This window comes from candidate division KSB1 bacterium (assembly GCA_034506255.1).
GTDB classification, from domain to species: Bacteria; Zhuqueibacterota; Zhuqueibacteria; order Zhuqueibacterales; family Zhuqueibacteraceae; genus Coneutiohabitans; species Coneutiohabitans thermophilus.
On the sequence record JAPDPX010000014.1, the window covers coordinates 23817 to 45734 of the forward strand.

A 21918-nucleotide genomic window follows, 5' to 3' on the forward strand; every position below is an offset into this window, starting at 1 on the left:
GAAAAATGAACCATCCAGTCGACTGGGAGGTGCCTCCCGCCGCCCCTGCGCTGGCTGATGGTGAAGTCCATGTCTGGCGTATCGGGCTGCAATTGCCGCCGTCGCGGATGGAACAATTGCAAGCGATGCTGGATGCCGGTGAAACACAGAGAGCGGCACGTTTTTATTTTGACAAAGACCGGCGGCGTTTCATCGTTGCGCATGCCGCCATGAGGATGATTCTGGGAGCCTATCTGCAGCTCGACCCGGCGGGCCTGCAGCTCGGCCGGAATGCTTATGGCAAACCGGAATTGCAGGACAACCGGACAGCCGTGGCCGTACGGTTCAATCTTTCGCATTCCGGTGAACTGGCGCTCTTCGCGGTCGCACGTGATCGCAATCTCGGCGTCGATGTCGAGCAGGTTCGCCCGGTGCAGGAACTCCTGCAGTTGGCCCAACGCTTTTTCACGCCGCAGGAGGTGAATGTCCTGCGGCAGATTCCCGCGGAGGGGCGGCTGCTGGCTTTTTTCAATTGCTGGACACGCAAAGAGGCATTCATCAAAGCCAATGGCATGGGCCTGTCGCTGCCGCTCGATCAATTCGAGGTTACCTGTGCTCCGGGGGAACCGGCGCGGCTGCTGCGCCATCCGCCAGCCGGCGGGGAGCTGGCCCCGTGGTCCTTGCATGCCTTCACCCCCGCCGAAGGGTACGTTGCAGCACTCGCCGTGCAGGGGGAGCTGCAGTGGCTCAAATGCTGGCAGTGGCGGGAGCAGACTGTCTAATTGGCAATGGCAAATTTTTCCGATATGAGCTGAGTATTCCGGCAAGTGCACACATTGCCGCTCTCACTCCGGTTTTTGTCGCCGAGGGTGGCAGGGGCGAAGCCGGCACGCTCCGCTGCCGGGTGGCAAAGTGTCAGGCCGTCTTTCCAAAGACTCAACCCAGAGGTTTTTGACCATGAGCGCAGATTACTGGGATGATTTCGGGTTTGCCTTCGGCCCTTTCCCCTTTGGCCCGGGCTGGTGGTGGCGCAAAAACATCAATTATAAGCGCACGGAAAGCCGCCATCAATTGCGCATCCGCATCAATCCTGCGGTACAAAAGGATGAAATCAAGGTGCGCTTGCTCAAACCCGGTATCATCGAAATTGAGTGGCCGCGGCACGCGACAGGCGAAGAAATCACCTTGGAATGACCCGCTTGAGGACATTGGTAAACACCTCCGATTCCCATCCCACTCATTGTTGGTTCATTTCAAGCAAGGAGGATGTCTCATGGTTACCTCAAGGACAGATGCCAGAGTGTGTCTGGCAACGCTCGCACTTGCGGCGCTGGCTCTCGGTGCGATCGGTTGCAGCGGAGAGTCGGCAAGTCTGACCGCCCCTGATCAAGTCACCCTTGATCAGCCGCTGGTGGACGCAAAAATCCAAAACGAGACCGCGGCGAATCTCTCCGCCGTCGGTACCTTTCGCAGCGAGGTGCTCGTACGAAAGCCCTGCGCCGTCTTTACCGTGAAGAATACCTCTGATCCCGGCATTCGCATCAGCGAGTTGATCCTTGACCTGAGCGGATCACAAGGCGGTGCCTATTTCGACATCACCCCGCTGGGAGCCGGCGTCGGCTGGTTTTATCCGCTCTACACGGATGACGGCTGGGATGTCGGCATGACCAGTTGGCATGGTGTCAATGACGGCAGCAAATCCATCCGCCTGACGTTCGATCTTTTTGATCCCGGCAAAACCTTCGAATTCCGGATCGATGTCGACCGGCTGCCGAACGGCATTGCGCCCTTTGGCAGGCCGGATGGCGAGCTGGTGTCAGGCAGTGAATTTGCCGGTGCCCGCATGATGGTGGTGTATTCCAAGGTCACAGAAGATCACCGTTTGACCACGGTCGCGAGCCAGAGTCTGGAATATCAGCCCACCGGGAACTGGCGCGCGGCGTTTTGACAACGCGGTTCAAATTCCCTCCCGCGTTTGCCAATTCCCGCCTGCTGGCCGGCCTCCCGCCCCAATCGGGTCGGCCGGCGGGCGGTTTGTAAAACACCCGGCGCTGACCGCTGAATTGGCAGGCATGTTCTCAAATATTCAGGAAAGGAAAAAGAAAAAATCATGGCTGCACTGCTCATTCCTCCCTATGGCGGCAAACTGGTGGACTTGATGGTGAACCCTGAGCAACGGGAGGAACTGCGGGCCCGCGCGGCACAGCTTCCCGCAATCCAAATCTCCGAACGCTCGGTTTGTGATCTGACCCTGCTGGCAACCGGCGGTTTTTCCCCGCTCGATCGCTTCATGGGCCGTGCCGACTACGAGCGCGTGGTTCATGAAATGCGGTTGAGCAACGGCAGGCTCTTTCCGATTCCCATCACCCTGCCGGTGGAAGCGGGGCCGGCGATCAAACTCGACCACCGCATTGCCCTGCGCAACGCGAAAAACGAGCTGCTAGCGGTGATGAGCATTGCGGAGATTTATCCCTGGGATCTGGCGGAAGTGGCGCAGCGGGTGTTTGGCTCCACCGATCTGCGCCATCCCCTGGTGGCGGAAATGCATCGCTGGGGCAAACTCAACATTTCCGGCCCGCTGCAGGTGGTGCAGCTTCCCGCGCAGTATGATTTTCAGAGTTTGCGGCTGAGCCCGGCGCAAACGCGCACCCGTCTGGAGAAGTTGGGCCGCCGCAACGTGGTCGCCTTTCAGACCCGCAACCCGCTGCATCGCGCCCACGAGGAATTGACCAAACGGGCGGCAGCGGAAGTCAACGGTGTTTTGCTGCTGCATCCGGTGGTGGGGATGACCAAACCGGGCGATGTCGATCACTTCACCCGTGTGCGCACCTACAAGACGCTGGTCGAGCGCTATTATGATCCCGACCGCACCCTGCTGGCGCTGCTGCCGCTGGCGATGCGCCTGGCCGGGCCGCGCGAAGCCCTGTGGCATGCCATCATTCGCCGCAATCACGGCGCCAATTTTCTAATTGTCGGTCGTGATCACGCCAGCCCGGGCAATGATTCCACCGGCAAACCTTTCTACGGTCCCTACGATGCCCAGGAGCTGGTTCGCCGTCACAGTGAGGAATTGGGCGTCGGCATGGTGCCCTTCCGCGAATTGGTGTTCCTGCCCGACGAAGGGCGCTACGAGGAAGTCGACAAGATTGGCGCCCGGCGCCGTACGATTTCACTCTCCGGCACGCAGGTGCGGGAGGAATATCTGAATCGCGGCAAAGCCCTGCCGGACTGGTTCACCCGCCCCGAAGTGGCCGAGATTCTCTCGGAAACGTATCCACCGCGCCATCGCCAGGGGGTTTGCATTTGGTTTACCGGTTTGAGCGGCGCTGGCAAATCCACTACGGCGGAGGTGCTCACCGTGCTCTTGCTCGAAAAGGGCCGCCAGATTACCCTGCTCGACGGCGACGTGGTCCGCACCCATCTCTCCAAAGGATTGGGGTTCAGCAAGGAAGACCGTGATACCAACATCCGCCGCATCGGTTTCGTGGCGGCGGAAATCGTGCGCCATGGCGGGGTGGTGATCGTCGCCGCCGTGAGTCCCTACCGGACCACGCGCAACGACGTGCGCAACATGGTGGGTGCGGAACAATTCATCGAAGTGTTTGTTGATACGCCGCTGGCGGTTTGCGAACAGCGGGATATCAAGGGCATGTATGCCAAAGCCCGGCGGGGTGAAATCAAGGAATTCACCGGCATCGACGACCCTTATGAGCCGCCCCTGCACCCCGAGATCACGCTCGACACGCTCACGCACTCGGCGGAGGAAAATGCCCGCCGGATTCTGACCCACCTCATTCACAAAGGATTCGTGCGCGCCTGAGAGGCGTTCGCAGTTTTTCGTTTTGCCATGAACGGCATCAACTTCACCTTCTCCCGAACGGCGGCGTGGGCCTTTCCCAGCCTGCTGCTCGGGCTGCTGGCCTGTGACGCGCCGCGCCAAAACCCTTTCGATCCACGGGCGGAAAACTATCGCGCACAAGCCCGCTCCACCATCACTGTGCGCCGGCTGTATCCTCCCAACCAGGGCCTCAGTGAAGTGGTGGTGCGGGAAGACCGTCTGCAATTGCTCGGCATCACCGATGCCAACGGCATGGTGAAATGGTCACACCCTTATCGCGATACGCTGTTGATCACCGCCAGCCGTTCCGGCTATTTTGCCACGACGGTGCGTTGCCGCGCCGCCGGCGTGGACAATGCCTGGGAGGTCTATCTCAATGCCGAGCCGCAGGTGACGGCAGCGCGCATCTACTCCATCCGCGACAACTCCGGCGACCTCACCTATGTCGGCATGGAGGCCGGGATTCACGACGCCGATGGCCGTGCCGACATTCAAACGGTCACGCTGCGTTTGCAGTCAGGCACCTTCAGCGCCGCGCTGCAACTGGATGACCCGCTCACCGAGACCTACTCCACCCGCTTCAATATTGGCAAGCTCCCCGGAAATATTTCAAACGAAGAGCTGCCCACCCTGGACTTTGCCCTGGTGGTGAAAAACCTCAATCAGGACAGTCTCGTCTTTGCACCCTATTCCGTGCGCCGCGTCATCACCCAGACGCTCCGGCCGCTGCTCCCCAACCTGGATCGGCCGGAATCCGGCAGCATTCTGTTTACCTGGGAGCGGCTGACGCTGCCCTACGAACATTTTTACCGCATCGTTCTTTTCCGGCTGGAGGCCAGCCCGCTGCGGATTGCTGACTTCGGGCCGCTGCCTGCAACCCAGGAGAGCTTCCTGCTCGAAGACCCCGACATCCTGTCGGCACTCGCGCCCGGGTGGTATTTGTGGATCCTGCAGGTGGAAGACAGGCTGGGCAATCGTGGCGAGTCGAATGCCGTCAGTTTTCAGTATTTCAAATGAGGCTGTGCCATGAAAAGTGCCTATGACAAGCTCCGCCCCGAGCAATTGCAGCTCATTCAGCGTCTGACCAGCATGCTGGCCGCCAGGACCGACGAAGAGGATATTCTCGATGCGATGCTGTCGGAACTGATGCAGGAAACCAGCGCGGAGGTCGGCGCCTTTGTTCACTATGATGCCGTGCAGGACAGCTTCACGCCCAGGAAGTGCAAGACCCTGCCCCCCCAGGACCCCTCGGCTGTGGCGTTCTCCCAGACGGTTTTTCGCCGGGTGGTGGAAAGTCGGGACGCGGTGCTCTCCTTCGATGTGCAGGCGGAGGAAGATTATCAGGCGCGGCAAAGCGTGGTGCTCAATGAAATTCACGCCGTGCTCGCTTTCCCGCTCATCATCCAGGGGCGGGTTTACGGGATCGTCTATTTCGACAGCCGCCGCAGCCGGCAGCGTTTCAACGAATCGACCTGCCAGTTTCTTTCTTTGTTTGCTCCGATCGCCTCGCTGGCGCTGGAGCAGATGCTGCGCAGCCAGGAGATCAAGCGCGAAAATGTCGTGCTGCGCCATCAGATGGCACGGGTGTTTCAGATTCCCGCCATCGTGGGCGAGTCCCCGCCGATGCAGCGCCTGTTCGAGCTGATCAGCAAAGTGTCGGCGGCGGATGTTCCGGTGATTATCATGGGAGAGAATGGCACGGGCAAGGATCTGGTGGCGCAGGCCATTCACAATCTCAGCGCGCGCAAGGACAAACCATTCCTGGCCCAGTACATCGGCAACATTCCCGCCACGATTCTGGAGAGCGAACTGTTCGGCTACAAGCGCGGCGCCTTCACCGGCGCGCACACCGACAAAATCGGGATCTTTGAAGCGGTCAACGGCGGCACGCTTTTTCTCGACGAAATCGGCGAGCTCAGCATCGAGCTGCAAATCAAACTGCTGCGCGTGTTGCAAAACCAGGAGATCAAGCGCCTGGGGGAGAACACCGTGCGCCGGGTCGATGTGCGCATTCTGGCGGCAACCAACAAGGATCTGGTGGCGCTGGTCAAGAGCGGGCAGTTCCGCGAAGATTTGTATTACCGTCTGAATGTGATCAGCATTGTCGTGCCGCCCCTGCGCGAGCGCAAAGCGGACATTCCCCTGCTGCTCAACCATTTCCTGCAGCGGCAAAAGTCCGGGCGCCAACTGCGCTTCAGCCCCGCGGCCCTGAAAAAGCTGATGGCCTACGACTGGCCCGGCAACGTCCGACAACTGGAAAACATCGTCAAACGCGCGGCGGTGCTGGCCAATGGCGAGGTGATCGAGAGCGACGACATCCAATTCGACGAGCTGGAGCCCCCTTTCACCGGCACGCTGGAGGAATACAAGAACAAACTCATCCTCGCGCGCCTGCAGGAATTCAAGGGCAACAAAACCCGGGCCGCGAGAAGCCTCGGCATCTCCCTGCGCTCGCTGCAGGCCAAGGCCAAGGAGCTGGGATTTTAGCAGCGGAGGCAATTGCATGGATAGCCTGGGCAATTATCGGATTCTGCGCACCCTGTCCCGGCGCGGCACCACCAGCGTTTACCTCGCTGAGCACAGGGTGCTCGGCCGCAAGTGTGTGCTCAAGGTCTACAGTGGCGGCGACGCGACAGTGGTGCAGCGTTTCGAGCGGGAGGCGCGCATCGTCGCGGCCCTCGCCAGCGAGGCCATCGTCGCGGTTTACGACTACGGCGAAGTGGAGGGCAAATTCTACCTCAGCCTGGAATACGTCGACGGGTACAATCTCTCCGAGTATTTGCAAACCCACCGCCTGACCGCGGCGGAGATCGTCGCGCTGGCACGCCGCATCGCCGCCTGTGTTGCCATCGTGCACGCCCACGGTTACATTCATCGCGATCTCAAACCTGAAAACATTCTGATTGCGCGCAGCGCCCGGGTCAAGCTCACCGATTTTGGCGTGGCCTGGCATCACTCTCTCAAACACGTGACACTCGACGGCGGCCTGGTCGGCACGCCACTCTACCTGTCGCCCGAGCAGATCAACAATCTGCCGTTCACCCCGCGCAGCGATGTCTTTGCGCTGGGCATCATTTTCTATCAGGTCGCGACCGGTACCCATCCCTTCGAGGCAACGCATTACGGGGAGATCTTTGCGAAAATTCTCTCGCATCAGCCCCAGCCGGCCGGCCGGCTGAATCCGGATTTGCCCGCCTGGTTTGCCGATCTCATCGCTCAGCTTTTGCAAAAGGAACCCGGTGACCGGCCGCAGGACGCGCAAGAAATCGTCAGAATCATCGATCATCATGCCGCCGGTCTTTCGCCTCCTGCCGGTGAAGCGCGCGCCCTCTCCAGCCCGAAAAGATGGGCGACCGGCGCCACGCTGGTTGCAGCAGCAATCGCTCTGTTGTTCCTGCTCATTTGGAATCTTTCCCGTGAACACCCCGGCGCCAGTGCGCCGGCCGGGCCGCACACCGCCCTGCCGACCGTTCAACCGGATTCCACGCCGGCCTCGGCCGGTAACCATGCGGAGAAGACGAGCTTCTCCCGGGAATCCACTTTCCCCGGAAAAGCTGTTGATGCAACCCGGGAAGGCGCTGCGGTTGCGGAAAAGCCGGCGGCCGTGGCCACTTCGCCAGCCTTAGCCGAACGCGGCTCGCAAGCAGACACGCCTGCCAGTTTGCTCATCAAAACCTGGCCCTGGTGCAAAATATTCCTGAACAACCGCCATGTGGAAACCACCCCGATGACCGCAGCGCTGGCCGTGGCGCCCGGCCATTATCAGTTGTCACTCCACCATCCCGCCTATCCGGTCTGGCACGACTCGATTGTGGTTCTGCCGAATACCGCCTACGAATTCGGATTCAATCTCGATTCGCTGTTTTTCCAGGTGGAGTTGCAAGTCACGCCCTGGGGCGAGGTGTTCGTGGATGACGCATACGCCGGGACGACGCCGCTGCCCTCGCCTTTGCTGTTCGATCGCCGCCGCCGCCAGCTCGTGCGGGTGGAAAATCCTTTTTATCAAACCTGGGTGGATACCCTTGCCTGGGACGGCCGGAGCCGGATCGTAATGAAAATCGTCCTGCGAGAAAAATCGTGAACCTCGAGAAAACAGACAGACACGGCCGGCATGGCGCGGGTGTGCTCCTGCTGTCCGCTGCCGTGGTGTTGCTCACCTGGATCGGTGAAGCAGCCGGTCAGGCAGCTGCCCTGCCGGCGCTGGAAGCAGAGCTCAAAGCCTTCGCATATGAACGGGTGCTGACCAACGGCCGTGCCACTCTGGCACAGGAAGCGCTGTCGCTTGTCGATCGTCTGCGTGTGTTGGAGTACATGCTCAATGCCGCCTATGCGCTGCAGGATACCGTTCAGGCCCGCCGGCTGGCGGATGATATGGTGGCGCTTTCACCCACCTTTGAGCCGGATGCCAGAATCACTTCACCCAAAATCATCGAATTCTATGCGCACAGCCGGCGCCGGGCTGCGCGCCAGCCCCACGGCCGTGCACTACCACAGGATTCCAGCCAGGTGATGTGGTCGCAACCGCGAGTGGCATTGCGGACGGAGTACCTGCTCGCCTCGCTGGTGCTCCCCGGCAGTGGTCATCTGCTCGCCAGGCACAACAAAAAAGGTTTGGTGTTCTCTGCCGCCTCATTGGCGGTGCTCGGCGGCATTCTCCATTATGCCAGGCAGACCCGTGTGCGCGAGCGGGAGTATTTGCGCGCCACCGGCGAAGCCGATTATGACCGCCTTTATGCCAGGTACAATGCCGCCTACAAACGGCGTAACGCCCTCATGGCGGGATACGGACTGCTCAGTGTCTTGGCCCTGTACGACCTGCACTCCCGCGCAAATCGGAGTGTCGCAGTTGCTCTCGCTTATGAGCCCTCGGCGCCACAGCTCCTGCTGCACCTCAACAAGAGCTGGTGAGATTGGAATCTTTTTCGCCACTATGCATTTTTTGCGTAGGTCGAAACACACGCGCGGTCGGAAATCAGTTTTCCCAGGCTGATGCTGCCTGCAGTGAACCATATGGCAGTCAATCACTTACACTGATGGCATGTTGTCTCGCATTGTTTTGGGCCCGCCGGCACGGTTGTTGAGATTGTATGCTTGGTTCGTGCCGGCCAGTTGAAGCGAGCTCTTCTCCAACGCAATATCTTGCCGCCCCGCCATGAACAACGATGGCGGCAATGCAATTTGCCCCGGCCGGTCAGAGAGTGCCATTGGGCACGCGGATGATTCTGAGAGAAAAATGGATAAACTTCATTTCATGGAGGACGACATGCAAATGCGAAGACAATTGCGATGGTGTGGGCTGCTGCTGCTGCTGGCAATCTGGCCGGCCTCGGCGCAGGTGCTGCCGCGCCTCTCGGGGCATGTCATGGTGGCAGCGGACAGCACGCCCGTGCCGAATTTCCCCCTGCTCCTTTTGCGTGAGGGCCCAGGACCCGGCCCCGGCAGGTATGCCGCCATAACCGACAGCGCAGGTTACTATTCCACTTTGCTGGCACCGGGAACCTACATGCTCTCCACCGTCGATACCGCTTTTTTCAAACCAGTGACGATTCCCCACATCAAAGTCGATCTCGGCCAGCATGTCATTGTCGACGTGCAACTGGTGCGGCAGGATTTGAATGCCGTCATCAGCGGTAACGTATCTCTGGCGGGCCGGGGCGTCGCCGGCGTTGAACTCTTTCTCTACAAGATCAACAGCACCACCCCGCCATACCAGGGCCAAGACTGGGATCCCAAGGCCGCCGTCTACCGTGACACCACCGATGACCAGGGCAATTTCAGTGTCAAAGTGGTGCCGGGGAGTTACTTCATCTTCCTGCGCGGCACGGATGATTATCTGCCCTTCTGGAGCTCGCCGATTTTTGTCGGCGCAGGCGACACTGCCAATGTGAGAATCGAACTCACTCCCCGTCCCCTGTTCAAGACAATTGCCGGCCGGGTGAGCAACAGCGGGGACTACAAGTGGGTCGTGGTTACTGCGCACTCGCTGACCACCGGGATCATCTCGGCGGATCGCCCCGCCGCCGATGGCAGCTACCAACTCAAAGCCCCGCCCGGCAAGTATATCGTGCGTTGTGATGCTTATCTGGATGGAACGCTTTACACCGTTTATTATGACGGCGTGACCTCACCGCAGCAGGCGACTCCGGTGGACATCACCATCAATGACGCCACCGGTATCGACTTTCGCCTGCCGCCTGTCGGCGCGCTGGCCGCCTTCACCATCTCCGGACAGGTGGTGGAAGAAGGCTCAGGCGCTCCGCTGGCCGGTGCCTTTGTCACGTTCATCGGCTACAACGTTCATTATGGCGACAGTCTGGCGAGCCGGCATGTCGTGCGCACCGATGGCAACGGCAACTATTCCTTCACCGGCTACACCTTTTTCGATCAGGTTCCCCTGATCGGCTCGGCTTATCAGGACGGCTATTTCCTGGAATTCTACGACAACCAGCCCAGCTTCCTGACCGCCACCCCGATCGTCGTCAAAGCCGGCGAAAACCTCACCGGCATCAATTTTTCACTCACCAGGATCATTGCCCAACCCGGTTACAGCATTTCCGGAAAAGTGCAGGGAGAGGACGGCCGGCCGTTTTCCTGTGGCGTAGTGATCGCTTATTCCACCGCCGGCGTGAAATTCGCCAGCACGGATGACACCGGCTTCTACAAGATCGAGGGTTTCCCCGCGGGCACCCACGTGATTCTGCAGGCGTGGGGCGCACCCGCCTACCTGCCGGAGTTCTATGACAATAAATTCTCGTTCCGGGAAGCCGATGTGCTGGTGATGAACGGGGATAAAAGCGGCATCGATTTCGTGCTGGCCAAACGCAACCGGCAGACCGTGCTGGGCTGGTTGCGTGGTATGGTGTGGCTCCCCGGCCGCCCGAAGGCGGCGGGGCAGGGAATGGGGGCAACTGTTTATGTGAGGAAAAACGGGTCGGCTGACTGGTTTGCCGCCGCTTATGCCGATGCCGATGGCGCATTCGAGCTGCCCATCGAAACCTACGGCCAGTATGAGATCCGGGTCACGTCCATGGGCTACAACGATGCCACGCGCGTCGTTGAAGTCGACGAGTCCACCGGCTTGTTCCGCAGCGGGCTGGAGATCAGCCTGGTGCCGACGGGTGTGACCGAGGACGGCAACGCCGGGGTGATCCGCAGCCATCGTTTGCAGCAGGCCTATCCGAATCCCTTCAAACCTGTCACCACCATCACCGTTGAGATGGCACGCCGCGAAAGCGCCACAGTGACGATCTACAACGTGATGGGACAAAAGGTGGCGACGCTGCATCACGGCTTGCTGCCGCAGGGGAGCACCCGGTTTCAGTGGCAGGGCCGCGATGATGCCGGCCGTGCCGTCGCACCCGGTTTGTATTTCTTCCGGCTGACCACTGCTGATGGCATGCAAACCAGGGCAGTCGTGTTGCTCCAGTAGAAGCGTGTCTGCACATGAGGGTGTCCGCCCGTGGACATCGCAGTGCATATCTGCCGCAGCCCCGGCAACTCTTCAAACCGGGGCTGCTTTGGTTTTTTCTCCGCGCGGCACAGTTTGCAGCGTGCCTTCTGTTGAGCCTGAATGGAGGAGCTATGAATGCAAGACAGTTGCTGTTTGGTCTCATGATCGCAGGTGCCGGCGCCCAGGCACAACCGGCGGTTCAGGAAGCATGGGTGAGGCATTTCCTGCCTGTGGCACCACAGAAAGCCGTTTTTGCGGAAGCCCTTGCCGTGGATCAGGCCGGCCACGTCATCGTCGGCGGCATCGCACTCAAAGCAAATCTGACCACCGACTATCTCACTCTGGGATATGACGGTGGCGGCAGCCGGCTTTGGGTGCAGGGCTTCAACAGCACTTATGACAAGGATGATGATCTGGAAGCGCTGGCCGTTGATGCCGCCGGCAACATCCATGTCACCGGCGAAAGCGAGGGCAAAGGCGAGTTCACCGATTTTCTCACCCTCAAACTCAACCATGCCGGCGAGCAGCAGTGGCTGGCGCGTTATGACGGGCCGGCGCAGCGGGAAGATGATGGCAACGCCATTGCCGTGGATGCCAGCGGCAATGTTTATGTCACCGGCGCCAGCATGAACAGCGGCAACTTTCCCACGACGGATTATGCCACGGTCAAATACAACGCCCGCGGCGAACAACAGTGGGTGGCGCGTTACAACGGGCCGGGCAATGATTTCGACGAGGCCAATGCCATTGCCGTGGATGCCCAGGGCAACGTTTATGTGACCGGCATGAGCCGCGCCACTGCAGGGCCGCGCGGCACAACGGATTTTGCCACCGTCAAGTACAGCCCGGCGGGCGAACAACAGTGGGTGGCGCGCTACAACGGGCCGGGTAATGGCGACGACATCGCTGTCGCCCTGGCGCTCGATGCCGCCGGTAATGTTTATGTCACCGGTGCCAGTGTCGGGGCCTCAACCGCCTTCGATTTTGCGACGGTGAAATACAATCCCGGAGGACAGCAGCTTTGGGTCAAGCGCTACAATGGCGTGGACAATGGCGAAGACCAACCCAGCGCCCTGGTGCTTGCTGCGGATGGCGGGGTTTGCGTGACCGGCACGGCCAATGGCTCGCGCTTCAACACCAAACGGGATTACGCCACCGTCAAATACGCCGCCGATGGCACCGAGCAATGGGTGCAAATCTATGATGGCCCCGGCAAGGACTGGGATGAAGCCCGCGCCCTGGCTGTGGATGCGGCCGGTAACTTCTACGTGACCGGGCAGAGCGCCGGCGATGAGACCACCGGTGCCGACTATGCCACCGTGAAATACAGCAGCACCGGTCAGGAGCTGTGGGTGGCGCGCTATTCCAGCTCCGGTAAACAAGCTGATGGCGCGGCAGATGTTGCCGTTGATGCCGCCGGCAATGTCTATGTCACCGGAACCACCCAGGCCGGCGGCGACGCCAGCGCGATTACCACGATCAAATACCTCCAGGCGGCCGTGACTGCGCCGCCGCGTCTGTCCCGGCCGGCAAATGGCGCCAGCGATCAACCGGTGACCCTGACTTTGCAATGGTATCCTCTCGCCGGTGCCAAGGGTTACCGCCTGCAGTTGGCGCGCGATCCGCTCTTTGCCACCTTCCTGCTCGATGAGGTAGTGGCCGATACTTTCAAGAATGTCGGCCCGCTGGAGAATGGCCGCACGCACTACTGGCGGGTGGCCGCCAAACATGGCGACGACACGGAAACAGCCTTCTCTGAAGTCTGGCAATTCACCACCATTCCAACAGCACCTGCAGCACCCGCCTTGCTTGCCCCACCCAATGGTGCGAAAGATCTGACCATGCCGGTTACCCTGTCCTGGGAAAAGGTCGAGGGCGCTGCAACCTATCACTTGCAAGTGGCCACGGATTCGGCATTCACCACGCTGGCGGTCGAACAGGAAAAATTCACCGCCACGACGGTGAAACTGACGACGCTCACGGCCGGCACCACGTACTACTGGCGGGTGGCCGCCAGCAATGCCGGAGGCACCAGTCCCTGGTCGGCAAGCTGGAGTTTCACCACGACTGCGGTTTCGCCCGGCACCTTCAGCATCTCCGGCAAGACCCTCTATTGCTCGAGCGGCGCGCCGGTGGCCGGGGTTGCACTCGCCTTGTCGGGAGGAGCCACGCTCAGCGACACAAGTGATGCCAATGGGGATTATGCCTTTGCGAACCTGGGCGGCGGTCTGGATTATCGCGTCACGCCCGCCAAGTCCGGCGATTTCGATGCCGCTGCGATCAGTTGCTATGATGCCGCGCTCATCGCGCGTTTCGCACTCGGTCTGAAGCCGGCTGGCTCCTGCGACTCGCTGGCCGCCGATGTCGATGAAAACGGCGCGATTCGGCTCTTTGACGCGGCACTGACCTGTCGCTATGCCCTCGGGTTGCCGCCTTTCGGCACCGCCGTCTCCCATGTGGGCGAGTGGCGCTTCCGGCCGGTGGAACGCAAATATTCCGCGCTGGCTGCCGATCAGAGCAACCAGGATTTTGCCGCCACTCTGCTGGGCGAGGTGGATGGCAATTGGAAGCCGGCACCGGACAATCCCAACCTGATGACGCGAGTGGCAGTCTATCCCTACCTCCCCGATTTGATGGTTCGCACCGGCGAAAGGGTGCACCTTCCGCTGATGGTGACGGAGCGCACGGAGGTGCTGGCGGTGGATGTGGAATTTTCTTATGATCCTGCGGTGCTGCAATTTGTGGAAGTGAAGCGGGCGGGCTTGAGCGGGAAGTTCGATCTGTTGGTCAATTCCGAAGCCGGCCGGCTGCGGGTGGGAGCTTACGCGGCGCAAGCGGAAAGCCGCACCGGCGAGCTGCTGACGTTGTGCTTCCAGGTTGTCGGCAGGGAAGGTGAGCAAAGCCCGCTGCGGCTGTCGCGTTACCAGGTGAATGCCGGCACGCTGCAGCGCGCGGAAGCGAGTTTGCTGGTGGGAGCTGCTGGTGCAACCACACCGAGACAATTTGCTCTCGGGCAGAATTATCCCAACCCCTTCAATCCCGAAACGCTGATTCGTTTCGACCTGCCCGGCAATGCCGGCACCATGCTCAAGGTCCGGCTTGCCGTCTACAATCTCGCAGGACAGTTGGTGGCCGTGCTGGTCGATCAGGAGAAACCAGCCGGCTCCCATCAAGTCAAATGGGATGGTCGCGACCAGGCCGGTGTTGCGGTTCCCTCCGGTGCTTATTTCTACAAATTGGTGGCGGGAGATTTCGAAGCAACCCGGAAAATGGCGGTGATTCGTTGAACCGTGCCCCGGTCTGAAGACAGGCGAAGAGGGGTGAAACACTCACCCCTCCTTCTTTTCCAACTCATCTCGTTTGCTCACGCATAACCCATGAAGTCTGTCAAACTTCTCGTCTGCTGCTGTCTGCCATTGTTGCTGAATGTGCCGGCAGCATGGCCGCAACCCATCGAGGTGCGGCTGCCCGCCAAATTGGTGGCCAGCCGTGGCGATACCATCATCGTGCCGGTCACGGTTGGCAATCTCACCGACCGTCTGGTCATTGCCTATCAAGCGACCATTACCTTTGACGGCAGCGTGCTCGCAGCGGTCTCCGCCTCCAGTGCCGGTACTCTTTCCGAGTCGTTCGGCGATCCCCTTTTCAACAACTCGCTGCCCGGCCAGATCAAAGTCGGCAGTTTCGGCGCCCTTCCGTTGAGCGGCGCCGGCGTTCTGGTGAATCTCGTATTCACTGTCGTGGGCGCGCCCGGCGACAGCACCGCGCTCACCTTTGCGGAGTTCCTGTTCAATTCCGGCGATCCGCCCGCCGTCACCTACAACGGCAGCTTGTTCATTCCCGCGGTGACGGGGCTGGCCTCGCCGACAGGCCTGCCACGCCATTTCATGCTCTCACAAAACTCGCCCAATCCCTTCGTTTCCACCACGCAGATCGCGCTGGAGCTGCCCGCTGCCGCGCCCGCGCCGGTGGCGCTGCGCGTCTTCAACCTGCAAGGCCAGCTCGTCGTCACCCTGTTTGCAGGCGCGCTGCCACCGGGCCGGTACCTGGTCACATGGGACGGCCGTGATTCGTTCGATCAACCCGTTGCCGCGGGAATCTACCTCTATCAGCTCATCGCCGGCACGCGCGTGGAGACCCGTCGCCTGCTGCTGGCGCGTTGAATCAGACGCGCGGGTGGCAAACTGCACAGTCGCCGTGGCTTGACACAACAGATAAATTCGCGCCGGGCCTCACCCGATGGAAGCTGCTCCAGTAGTCTTCGCTCTGCCGCAGGCCCGTGGGCATGTCCACCCGCGGCAGGCCGGGTTCGTGTAACTGGCGGTAGCCCGCTTCGCCCGGAATGACCAGGAGATGTCATGGCTGGCGTTGCAATTGAACGGCGCGCCCCAGCGCGTGTCGGGCCTGGTCGCGAGGCCGCGCACGTCGGAATAGCCAGAATCGTTGATCATCAGCACCTTGGTGAGATTGTCCTGCTCGGCAGGCATGGCGGTGATCACCGTGGCTTCGCGGCTGGCATCTGCCATCCGAAGTTGCCCAAGCGCGGGAGTTTGCCCTTGATTTTATGGCTATTCCTCCTATCTTTGGAGCGCCAGTATACCATGCAGGCCGTTTGACCTCGCTCTCGTGCCGACTGCGGCCGGTGAGGTGAATATGTGCAGCCGTCCAAATCAAGCAGGGCGGGTGACAGCCCGGCCTTCTCCATCGATCATCAGACGGTGATCGCCAGAGAAGTGCGGGCTTTTTTGCTTTGATGGGGACAATGCCGGTGTCAAGGTCGCGAAGCTTCTGCCGCCGCCGGTGACCTGATCCCTGCGGAATCAACCGGTGGACGCGAGGTATTCACCCGACGCAGGAAAAACGGGAAATCATCCTGCCTCATTCCTTTTCGTGCCGGGAACTGCAATGCGCCAGGAACATGACCAGCGCAGTGGCATGATGACTGTCCCCTGAATCAGCATGAGCTGCGGATGATGCCCGCCGTCTGCGGGGCGGGAGTGAGCTTTGCAGGTGAGTTTTGCACAAAATGCAGAATCATGCACGAGGCTGGCGGTGCAAAGTGGGTGGCTGCCTGCTGCAGGCGGCGTCATGTCCGTTGCAGCAGGGAAAGACAAGAGCCGGTGTGATCGGATAACCTGAATTTTGCATGCTGGCTTGCTGTTGCCCGGAAGCGATGGCGTGCTCACAAAACGCCATCAGTTATTCCGTTCGAGGTCAAGCAAGACTTTTCCGAATGTGGAGCGGTCCCGACTTCGAAATTCGACCGTTTGCCGAAAGCGTCACGTTTTTTTCTCCCATGAAAATGGACTCCCACGAAATGTTTTTTCCCGTGAGCGCGCCGCTTTCGTGGGAGGATTTTCGTGTTTGATCCTGATACCTCTGGTTGAATCGCGGTTGTGCTATAAACAGCGCATCCCGAGCGAGGCTGCCGGGTGTGCCCCCTCTCATCTCGAAGCAGCGCCCAGAAACAGCGCCAGCGGAGCGAACTGTTTATAGCTGCGCCCCATCCCTCAAATGCAAGCTCCAGAGGAGCGGCCTGTCGAATTTTTCATGATCTGGCACAGTTTTTTGAGGAGAACCAGCCGGGTCGCTTCTGCCGGAGCTGAGCGCACGTTTGTCTGCAAAATTTTTTAGGTATCACCCCCGTGGGTGGTTGGGCCGTCGCGATCAAAGCGGCGTTTCTCGCGCAGGAGAACAATCGGGGTGCAAAATTCAGGTATAAAAAAACTTCCGCGGTTGTTTCGGCGGAGAATCTGCAATGCGACAGTCGCTGTTTCACGTTGGCAGTTTTGCCCGCCTGTATCACGAGCCGTTCAGCAGCGTGGACCGCTGGTTTGCCCTGCTGCGGATTCTGGTGATTGCCGGTGGTTTCGCATGGCTGGAGATGGCCACCATTGCCCGGCCGCAACGCGACTACCTCCTGTGGAATTTTGTCTTCTTCCTGCTCTACAGTGCCGCACTCTATGTTTTCATCCTGCATTTTCCGCGGCATCTGCGCACCCTCTATCTCGTCGCCCTGCTGCTCGATCTGATTTTTCTCTACTGGCTGGTGCGGTACAGCGGCGGCCTGCAAAGCGATTTCATGCTGGCTTTTTCTCTGCTGATTGCATTGCACTCCTTTTATTTCGGCCTGCCTCTCGGCTTGGCGGTTGTGCTGGCTTCGAGTTGCGTTTATTTGCTGGCGGGAAAATTCGACTTCGCCGCCCTGCCGGCGTCACAGCTTGGCCTGCGCCTGGCCTTTTTTCTCCTGATCGCCGTGTCGATGGCCATGCTCTCCCGCAAGGAACAGAGTGACCGTGTGCGCATCGAGAAGCTGAACACGGAATTGGAGCGGCGCCGTTTCGAGCTGCAAACCGAAAAGGAAAAGCTCACCAAAATCATCGGCGGCATTGACGCCGGCCTGTGCCTGGTGGACCGCGGCACGCACCTGGTTTGGGTCAACAACGTCGTGGAGTCGTGGTTCGGGGCATTCGAACAGCTGCGCGGCCGAATCTGCGCCCGGGCGTTGTGGGGCAACGACGGCCTGTGCCACCAATGTCCGACCGTCAAAAGTTTTCAGGACGGCACCGTGGCCCAGGCCGAGCTGGAACGCACCACTTCTTCAGGGCAGCGAAAATTTTACCGTCTGACCTCGGCGCCGATTCGCAATGAGCAGGGGGAAGTGGTCAACGTGCTGGAACTGATTCAGGACATCACCGAGGAAAAAGCGCTGCAGGCGCAACTGGCGCAATCCGCCAAACTGGCGGCCATCGGTGAGCTCGCCAGTGGCATCGCCCACGAGATCAACAATCCGCTCAGTTCGATCGCCGTTTGTGTTGAAGATCTCTCCGAAATGCTGTGCAACGGCGGGCTGGACGCCGCGCCCGGCGCGCGGGAAATGCAGGAGTGCATTCAAAGCATCAAGAACGACATCAACCGCTGCAAACGCATCACCACCGGCTTGTTGAATTTCTCCCGCCACAAGGCACCGCAGTTCGAACCGGTGGATGTCAATCAAGTGGTGCGCAACGCGGCACTGTTTATCCGGCACCGCGCCGAGCAATTGCATTTGCAAATCAAATCCGAGCTGAGTCCGGATCTGCCCCTGGTGCGGGCGGAAGCCGATGAACTGGCGCAGGTGTTCCTGAACATTCTCATCAATGCCATGGATTTTTCCCCGGCGGGAAAGGCGATTGAAGTGTTCACCGAAAGGCATGGGCCGGGCGAGATCGCCATTCGCATCGTCGATTACGGCGCCGGCATCCCGTGGGTCAATTTGCCGAAAATTTTCAGTCCCTTTTTCACGACCAAACCTCCCGGTCAGGGCACCGGTTTGGGGCTGGCGATCAGCCAGCGTATCATCAAGCGGCATGGCGGCCGGATCGAAGTGCATAGCATCGTCGGCAAAGGCACCACAGTGACGGTCATTTTGCCGGTCGCCGAGGAATGGCGTCTGCCGGCGGCGCAAAAAGTGTGAAGCAGCATTTCCTTCCATGCGGGCAGCCGACCGCGACGCAGGAGAGACAGTGCCATTAGCAGCGTCACGAAAATGCCGTGGTGCAGGTTTCTGTTTGCAGTGGTTGGCCGACAAGACGTCTGCGTCGCCTGATCGTGGTTGAATGCCGAGGGCGGCTGATGTGATGAACCATGAAGACCGGGAAAAACATACTCATCGTGGATGACGAAGAATCGTTTCGCGCCCACTTGATGAAGCTGTTCGTCCGCCGCGGATTCGCCGTTTCGGACGCGGCAACCGGCGCCGCGGCGCTGGCCCTGGCCGAACGGCGGCAGTTTGACGTGGTGCTGCTCGACATCGTTTTGCCCGGCCTGGATGGCGTCGAAGTTCTGCGCATTTTCCGGGAACGCGCGCCGGAAACGCAGGTGATCATGATCACGGGCAATGCCACGGTGAGCAACGCCATTGCCTCGATGAAACTCGGTGCCTATGACTATCTCACCAAGCCGTTTGATCCCGAGGAATTGTTCATTCTGGTCGAGCGTGCCTGCGAGCTTTCCGCGCTGCGACGCGACCACCAGTTTTTGCAGCGCGAACTGGAGCGGCAGCGCAAGTTCGACGATTTTATCGGCGGCAACGACAAAACTCTGGCGGCCCTCGCGCTGGTTGCAAAAGTGGCGCCGACGGATTCCACCGTGTTGATCACCGGCGAGACCGGCACCGGCAAGGAGCTGATCGCCAAAGCCATCCATCGCCAGAGCCTGCGCCACACCAAGCCGTTTGTCGTGGTCAACTGCAGCGCCATCCAGGAGACCCTGCTGGAAAGCGAGCTGTTCGGCTACGAAAAAGGCGCCTTTACCGGCGCGGTGAAAAACAAATCCGGTCTGATCGAAGTGGCCAACACCGGAACCATTTTTCTCGATGAGGTCGGCGACCTGCAGCCGAACCTGCAAATCAAGCTGCTGCGCTTTCTGGAAAACGGCGAGTTTCGCCCGGTGGGCAGCACGCATTCCCGCCGCGCAGACGTGCGCGTGATCGCCGCCACCAATCGCGACCTCAAAAAAATGATGCAGGAAGGCAAATTCCGCGAGGATTTGTTCTATCGGCTGAACGTGATCAACATCCAGCTCCCGCCGCTGCGCGAGCGGCGCGAAGACATCGCCGCGCTGGTCGAGTACTTTTTGAAAAAGTATTGCGCCACCATGCGCAAGTGTGTCGCCGGCGTGGAGCCGGAGGCGCTGGCGGCGCTGCAACAATATCACTGGCCCGGCAATGTCCGCGAACTGGAAAACGTCATCGAGCGCGCGGTCATTCTGGCGGCGGGCAATACCATCACTCTCGACGACCTGCCTGTCGACCTGATTCAGCCCTCTGCCTTTTCACTTCCCCCTGCCAATGACAAATCGCTCGCCGCCATTGAACGCGAGCATATTCTCAAAATCCTGGCCGAAACCGCCGGCAACAAAACCCAGGCCGCCAGAATTTTGGGAATCACCAAGAAAACTCTCTACGCCAAATTGCAGCAATACGCCCTGCTGCAGAAGGGCTGAAGATGGGGCGTCTCCTTTTTACACCCGCCGTGTAAAAAATAATCTCCCGCCAACTTCATTCCTGGCATCCTGCTGTTTTTAACCTGTTTTTCTTCCCGCGTACTGCAGTGCCATTTGTTTGTTTTCACGCGCCAATACTCCTCGGCAAGCCGGCGCAGCCTTGACCCGCACGCTGTTTTGATGCGGCACCGTTCTTGCCCTGGAAAACAGGGAGGGACAATGTCCCCCGCCTGATCCTCAAAGGGAGAGAGCGGGCAGGTAAGACGCTGAAGAGCATGATGGCTTTTTCGCAAGCGCCGAAGCGTGGCGCGCCCCAACTCCGGCCCAACCTCATCGTCGGCCTCGGCAATGACATCGCCGGCGATGATGGTGCGGGCATTTGGGCGGCGCGGCAACTCGCCAAGATTCTGCACGACCGGCGGGAGGTGGAAGTCGTGCCGCTGCCGTGGGCGGGATTCGCGCTGCTCGAGGTGCTGGCCGGCCGGCAACGTGCCGCCATTGTCGATTGCTTGTGCACCGGCCTTCATCCCCCCGGCACCGTTGTCCGCTTGCAGGAAAGCGATTTTCGCGGCTCGGTGCGGCTGAATTCCTTTCACGATATCAATTTTGCCACCGTGCTGGAGTTGGGAGGGAAAATGGGCTGGCAGATGCCGGAGCAGATCGCGATTTGGGGCATCGAAGGTGAAGTGATGGATCGTTTTCAAGAAGAACTTTCGCCGGCAGTCTTGCGCGCAGTCGATCAGGTGGTCAATGAAATACTCGGTTTTCTTGATCTTGAATTCGCTCTGAAAAATGTGGCCATAAATTTTGGGATTGCGGTGCGTCACATCAATCCAAAAAGACATTGATCCAGCAATCCCTTCTTCGTCGGAGCAAAAAATGGCAACACACGCAACCCCCCTCCAGGGTCCGGTCGCACCCGGCGTCCTTCCGCTGAGCGAAGCCGAACTGCGTCACGCTTTTCTCGCGGAAGTCGATCGCATTCCCGGCGGCGGCCGGCTCAATCAGTGTATTCAATGCGGCACCTGCTCCGGCTCGTGCCCGGTGAGCTACGCGATGGACTTTTCGCCGCGGCAGGTGGTGGCACTGTTCCGCGCCGGCGCGATTGAAACACTTCTGCGCAGTCGCACCATCTGGGTGTGCGCCTCCTGTTATCACTGCACCGTGCGCTGCCCGGCGGAGATCAAAATCACCGATTTGCTTTACGCGCTGAAACGCCTCGCCATCGAACGCAAGATCTTTCCGCGCAGGTTTCCCGTGTACATGTTGTCGGAAAGTTTTGTCGACATGGTGAAAACATACGGTCGCAATTACGAGCTGGGTTTGCTGCGCAAATACTTTTTGCGCACCCGGCCCGGCGTCATGCTCAGGCGCATGGGCGAAGGGCTGGCCTTGTGGCGGCGCAGGCGCTTGTCATTTCGCGCGGAAAGGATCAAGGGCATCGACGGCCTGCGCCGCATGATCAAAAAAGCCGAGACCTTCGACCGGCCCCGGGAATTGGTGCGGAAGGAAAGAATTACGGATGTGGTGGGGTATCAGACACTGGATGGCAAACAATAATGATCTCTGTTTCTGCTCTTACTCCTGCTCGTACTTGTACCCGCTTTTCAATATATGCTTTAACAGCGATCAAGAGCATGAGCAAGATAAAGAGTATGAGCAAGAG

16 protein-coding genes are annotated in these 21918 nt (G+C 59.8%); 15 read left to right on the forward strand and 1 reads right to left on the reverse strand.

Annotated features, from left to right (window positions below; all coding sequences use genetic code 11):
• Nucleotides 1–5 precede the first annotated feature (5 nt).
• The 11 genes from ONB52_21220 to ONB52_21270 all read left to right on the forward strand — a co-directional run bounded on the left by ONB52_21220 (nt 6) and on the right by ONB52_21270 (nt 15430).
• Nucleotides 6–761 carry a 4'-phosphopantetheinyl transferase superfamily protein gene (locus tag ONB52_21220; protein ID MDZ7418654.1) on the forward strand — a complete coding sequence of 252 codons (756 nt, stop codon included), beginning with the start codon at nt 6–8 and terminating at the stop codon, nt 759–761.
• 175 nt (nt 762–936) lie between these two features.
• Nucleotides 937–1173, forward strand: a complete 237-nt coding sequence (locus ONB52_21225; protein MDZ7418655.1) for a hypothetical protein — start codon at nt 937–939, stop codon at nt 1171–1173.
• A gap of 79 nt (nt 1174–1252) precedes the next feature.
• Nucleotides 1253–1927 carry a hypothetical protein gene (locus ONB52_21230; GenBank protein MDZ7418656.1) on the forward strand — a complete coding sequence of 225 codons (675 nt, stop codon included), beginning with the start codon at nt 1253–1255 and terminating at the stop codon, nt 1925–1927.
• A 162-nt stretch (nt 1928–2089) separates the two neighbouring features.
• On the forward strand, nt 2090–3799 hold the full coding sequence (locus tag ONB52_21235; GenBank protein ID MDZ7418657.1) for a bifunctional sulfate adenylyltransferase/adenylylsulfate kinase: 1710 nt from the start codon (nt 2090–2092) through the stop codon (nt 3797–3799).
• 27 nt (nt 3800–3826) lie between these two features.
• The gene (locus ONB52_21240; protein MDZ7418658.1) at nt 3827–4834 is read left to right on the forward strand and encodes a hypothetical protein; all 1008 of its coding nucleotides are present in this window, start codon (nt 3827–3829) and stop codon (nt 4832–4834) included.
• 9 nt (nt 4835–4843) lie between these two features.
• Nucleotides 4844–6304 (forward strand): sigma 54-interacting transcriptional regulator, encoded by a 1461-nt coding sequence (locus tag ONB52_21245; GenBank protein MDZ7418659.1) that lies wholly within the window; start codon nt 4844–4846, stop codon nt 6302–6304.
• A gap of 16 nt (nt 6305–6320) precedes the next feature.
• Nucleotides 6321–7898 carry a serine/threonine protein kinase gene (locus ONB52_21250; protein ID MDZ7418660.1) on the forward strand — a complete coding sequence of 526 codons (1578 nt, stop codon included), beginning with the start codon at nt 6321–6323 and terminating at the stop codon, nt 7896–7898.
• On the forward strand, nt 7895–8725 hold the full coding sequence (locus ONB52_21255) for a hypothetical protein (GenBank protein MDZ7418661.1): 831 nt from the start codon (nt 7895–7897) through the stop codon (nt 8723–8725). The genes ONB52_21250 and ONB52_21255 overlap by 4 nt, the downstream gene beginning before the upstream one ends.
• 355 nt (nt 8726–9080) lie before the next feature.
• Nucleotides 9081–11246 carry a T9SS type A sorting domain-containing protein gene (locus tag ONB52_21260; protein MDZ7418662.1) on the forward strand — a complete coding sequence of 722 codons (2166 nt, stop codon included), beginning with the start codon at nt 9081–9083 and terminating at the stop codon, nt 11244–11246.
• Between the two features lie 152 nt (nt 11247–11398).
• On the forward strand, nt 11399–14554 hold the full coding sequence (locus tag ONB52_21265; protein MDZ7418663.1) for an SBBP repeat-containing protein: 3156 nt from the start codon (nt 11399–11401) through the stop codon (nt 14552–14554).
• A 90-nt stretch (nt 14555–14644) separates the two neighbouring features.
• Complete coding sequence (locus ONB52_21270; protein ID MDZ7418664.1) at nt 14645–15430, forward strand: cohesin domain-containing protein; 786 nt, start codon at nt 14645–14647, stop codon at nt 15428–15430.
• Between the two features lie 69 nt (nt 15431–15499).
• Here ONB52_21270 and ONB52_21275 read toward each other — a convergent pair whose 3' ends face one another.
• Nucleotides 15500–15793, reverse strand: a complete 294-nt coding sequence (locus ONB52_21275; protein ID MDZ7418665.1) for a hypothetical protein — start codon at nt 15791–15793, stop codon at nt 15500–15502.
• Nucleotides 15794–17025: 1232 nt separating this feature from the next.
• Between ONB52_21275 and ONB52_21280 the strand changes: the two genes are divergently transcribed.
• From ONB52_21280 to ONB52_21295, 4 genes are all read left to right on the forward strand, one after another.
• The gene (locus tag ONB52_21280; protein ID MDZ7418666.1) at nt 17026–18723 is read left to right on the forward strand and encodes an ATP-binding protein; all 1698 of its coding nucleotides are present in this window, start codon (nt 17026–17028) and stop codon (nt 18721–18723) included.
• Nucleotides 18724–18893: 170 nt separating this feature from the next.
• Nucleotides 18894–20252 (forward strand): sigma-54 dependent transcriptional regulator, encoded by a 1359-nt coding sequence (locus tag ONB52_21285; protein MDZ7418667.1) that lies wholly within the window; start codon nt 18894–18896, stop codon nt 20250–20252.
• Nucleotides 20253–20527: 275 nt separating this feature from the next.
• Entirely contained in the window at nt 20528–21100 is a 573-nt protein-coding gene (locus ONB52_21290; protein MDZ7418668.1) for a hydrogenase maturation protease, read from the forward strand.
• 31 nt (nt 21101–21131) lie between these two features.
• Nucleotides 21132–21812, forward strand: coding sequence for a 4Fe-4S dicluster domain-containing protein (locus ONB52_21295; protein ID MDZ7418669.1), 681 nt, complete (start codon nt 21132–21134; stop codon nt 21810–21812).
• Nucleotides 21813–21918: the final 106 nt, after the last annotated feature.

Excerpts from the sequence above, each read along its gene's own strand:
- ONB52_21280 (MDZ7418666.1), top strand. The coding sequence starts at position 17,026 with ATGCGACAGTCGCTGTTTCACGTTGGCAGTTTTGCCCGCCTGTATCAC.
- ONB52_21275 (MDZ7418665.1), bottom strand. The coding sequence starts at position 15,793 with ATGGCAGATGCCAGCCGCGAAGCCACGGTGATCACCGCCATGCCTGCC.
- ONB52_21270 (MDZ7418664.1), top strand. The coding sequence starts at position 14,645 with ATGAAGTCTGTCAAACTTCTCGTCTGCTGCTGTCTGCCATTGTTGCTG.
- ONB52_21290 (MDZ7418668.1), top strand. The coding sequence starts at position 20,528 with ATGATGGCTTTTTCGCAAGCGCCGAAGCGTGGCGCGCCCCAACTCCGG.
- ONB52_21285 (MDZ7418667.1), top strand. The coding sequence starts at position 18,894 with ATGAAGACCGGGAAAAACATACTCATCGTGGATGACGAAGAATCGTTT.
- ONB52_21240 (MDZ7418658.1), top strand. The coding sequence starts at position 3,827 with ATGAACGGCATCAACTTCACCTTCTCCCGAACGGCGGCGTGGGCCTTT.
- ONB52_21225 (MDZ7418655.1), top strand. The coding sequence starts at position 937 with ATGAGCGCAGATTACTGGGATGATTTCGGGTTTGCCTTCGGCCCTTTC.
- ONB52_21260 (MDZ7418662.1), top strand. The coding sequence starts at position 9,081 with ATGCAAATGCGAAGACAATTGCGATGGTGTGGGCTGCTGCTGCTGCTG.
- ONB52_21295 (MDZ7418669.1), top strand. The coding sequence starts at position 21,132 with ATGGCAACACACGCAACCCCCCTCCAGGGTCCGGTCGCACCCGGCGTC.
- ONB52_21245 (MDZ7418659.1), top strand. The coding sequence starts at position 4,844 with ATGAAAAGTGCCTATGACAAGCTCCGCCCCGAGCAATTGCAGCTCATT.
- ONB52_21250 (MDZ7418660.1), top strand. The coding sequence starts at position 6,321 with ATGGATAGCCTGGGCAATTATCGGATTCTGCGCACCCTGTCCCGGCGC.
- ONB52_21265 (MDZ7418663.1), top strand. The coding sequence starts at position 11,399 with ATGAATGCAAGACAGTTGCTGTTTGGTCTCATGATCGCAGGTGCCGGC.
- ONB52_21235 (MDZ7418657.1), top strand. The coding sequence starts at position 2,090 with ATGGCTGCACTGCTCATTCCTCCCTATGGCGGCAAACTGGTGGACTTG.
- ONB52_21220 (MDZ7418654.1), top strand. The coding sequence starts at position 6 with ATGAACCATCCAGTCGACTGGGAGGTGCCTCCCGCCGCCCCTGCGCTG.
- ONB52_21230 (MDZ7418656.1), top strand. The coding sequence starts at position 1,253 with ATGGTTACCTCAAGGACAGATGCCAGAGTGTGTCTGGCAACGCTCGCA.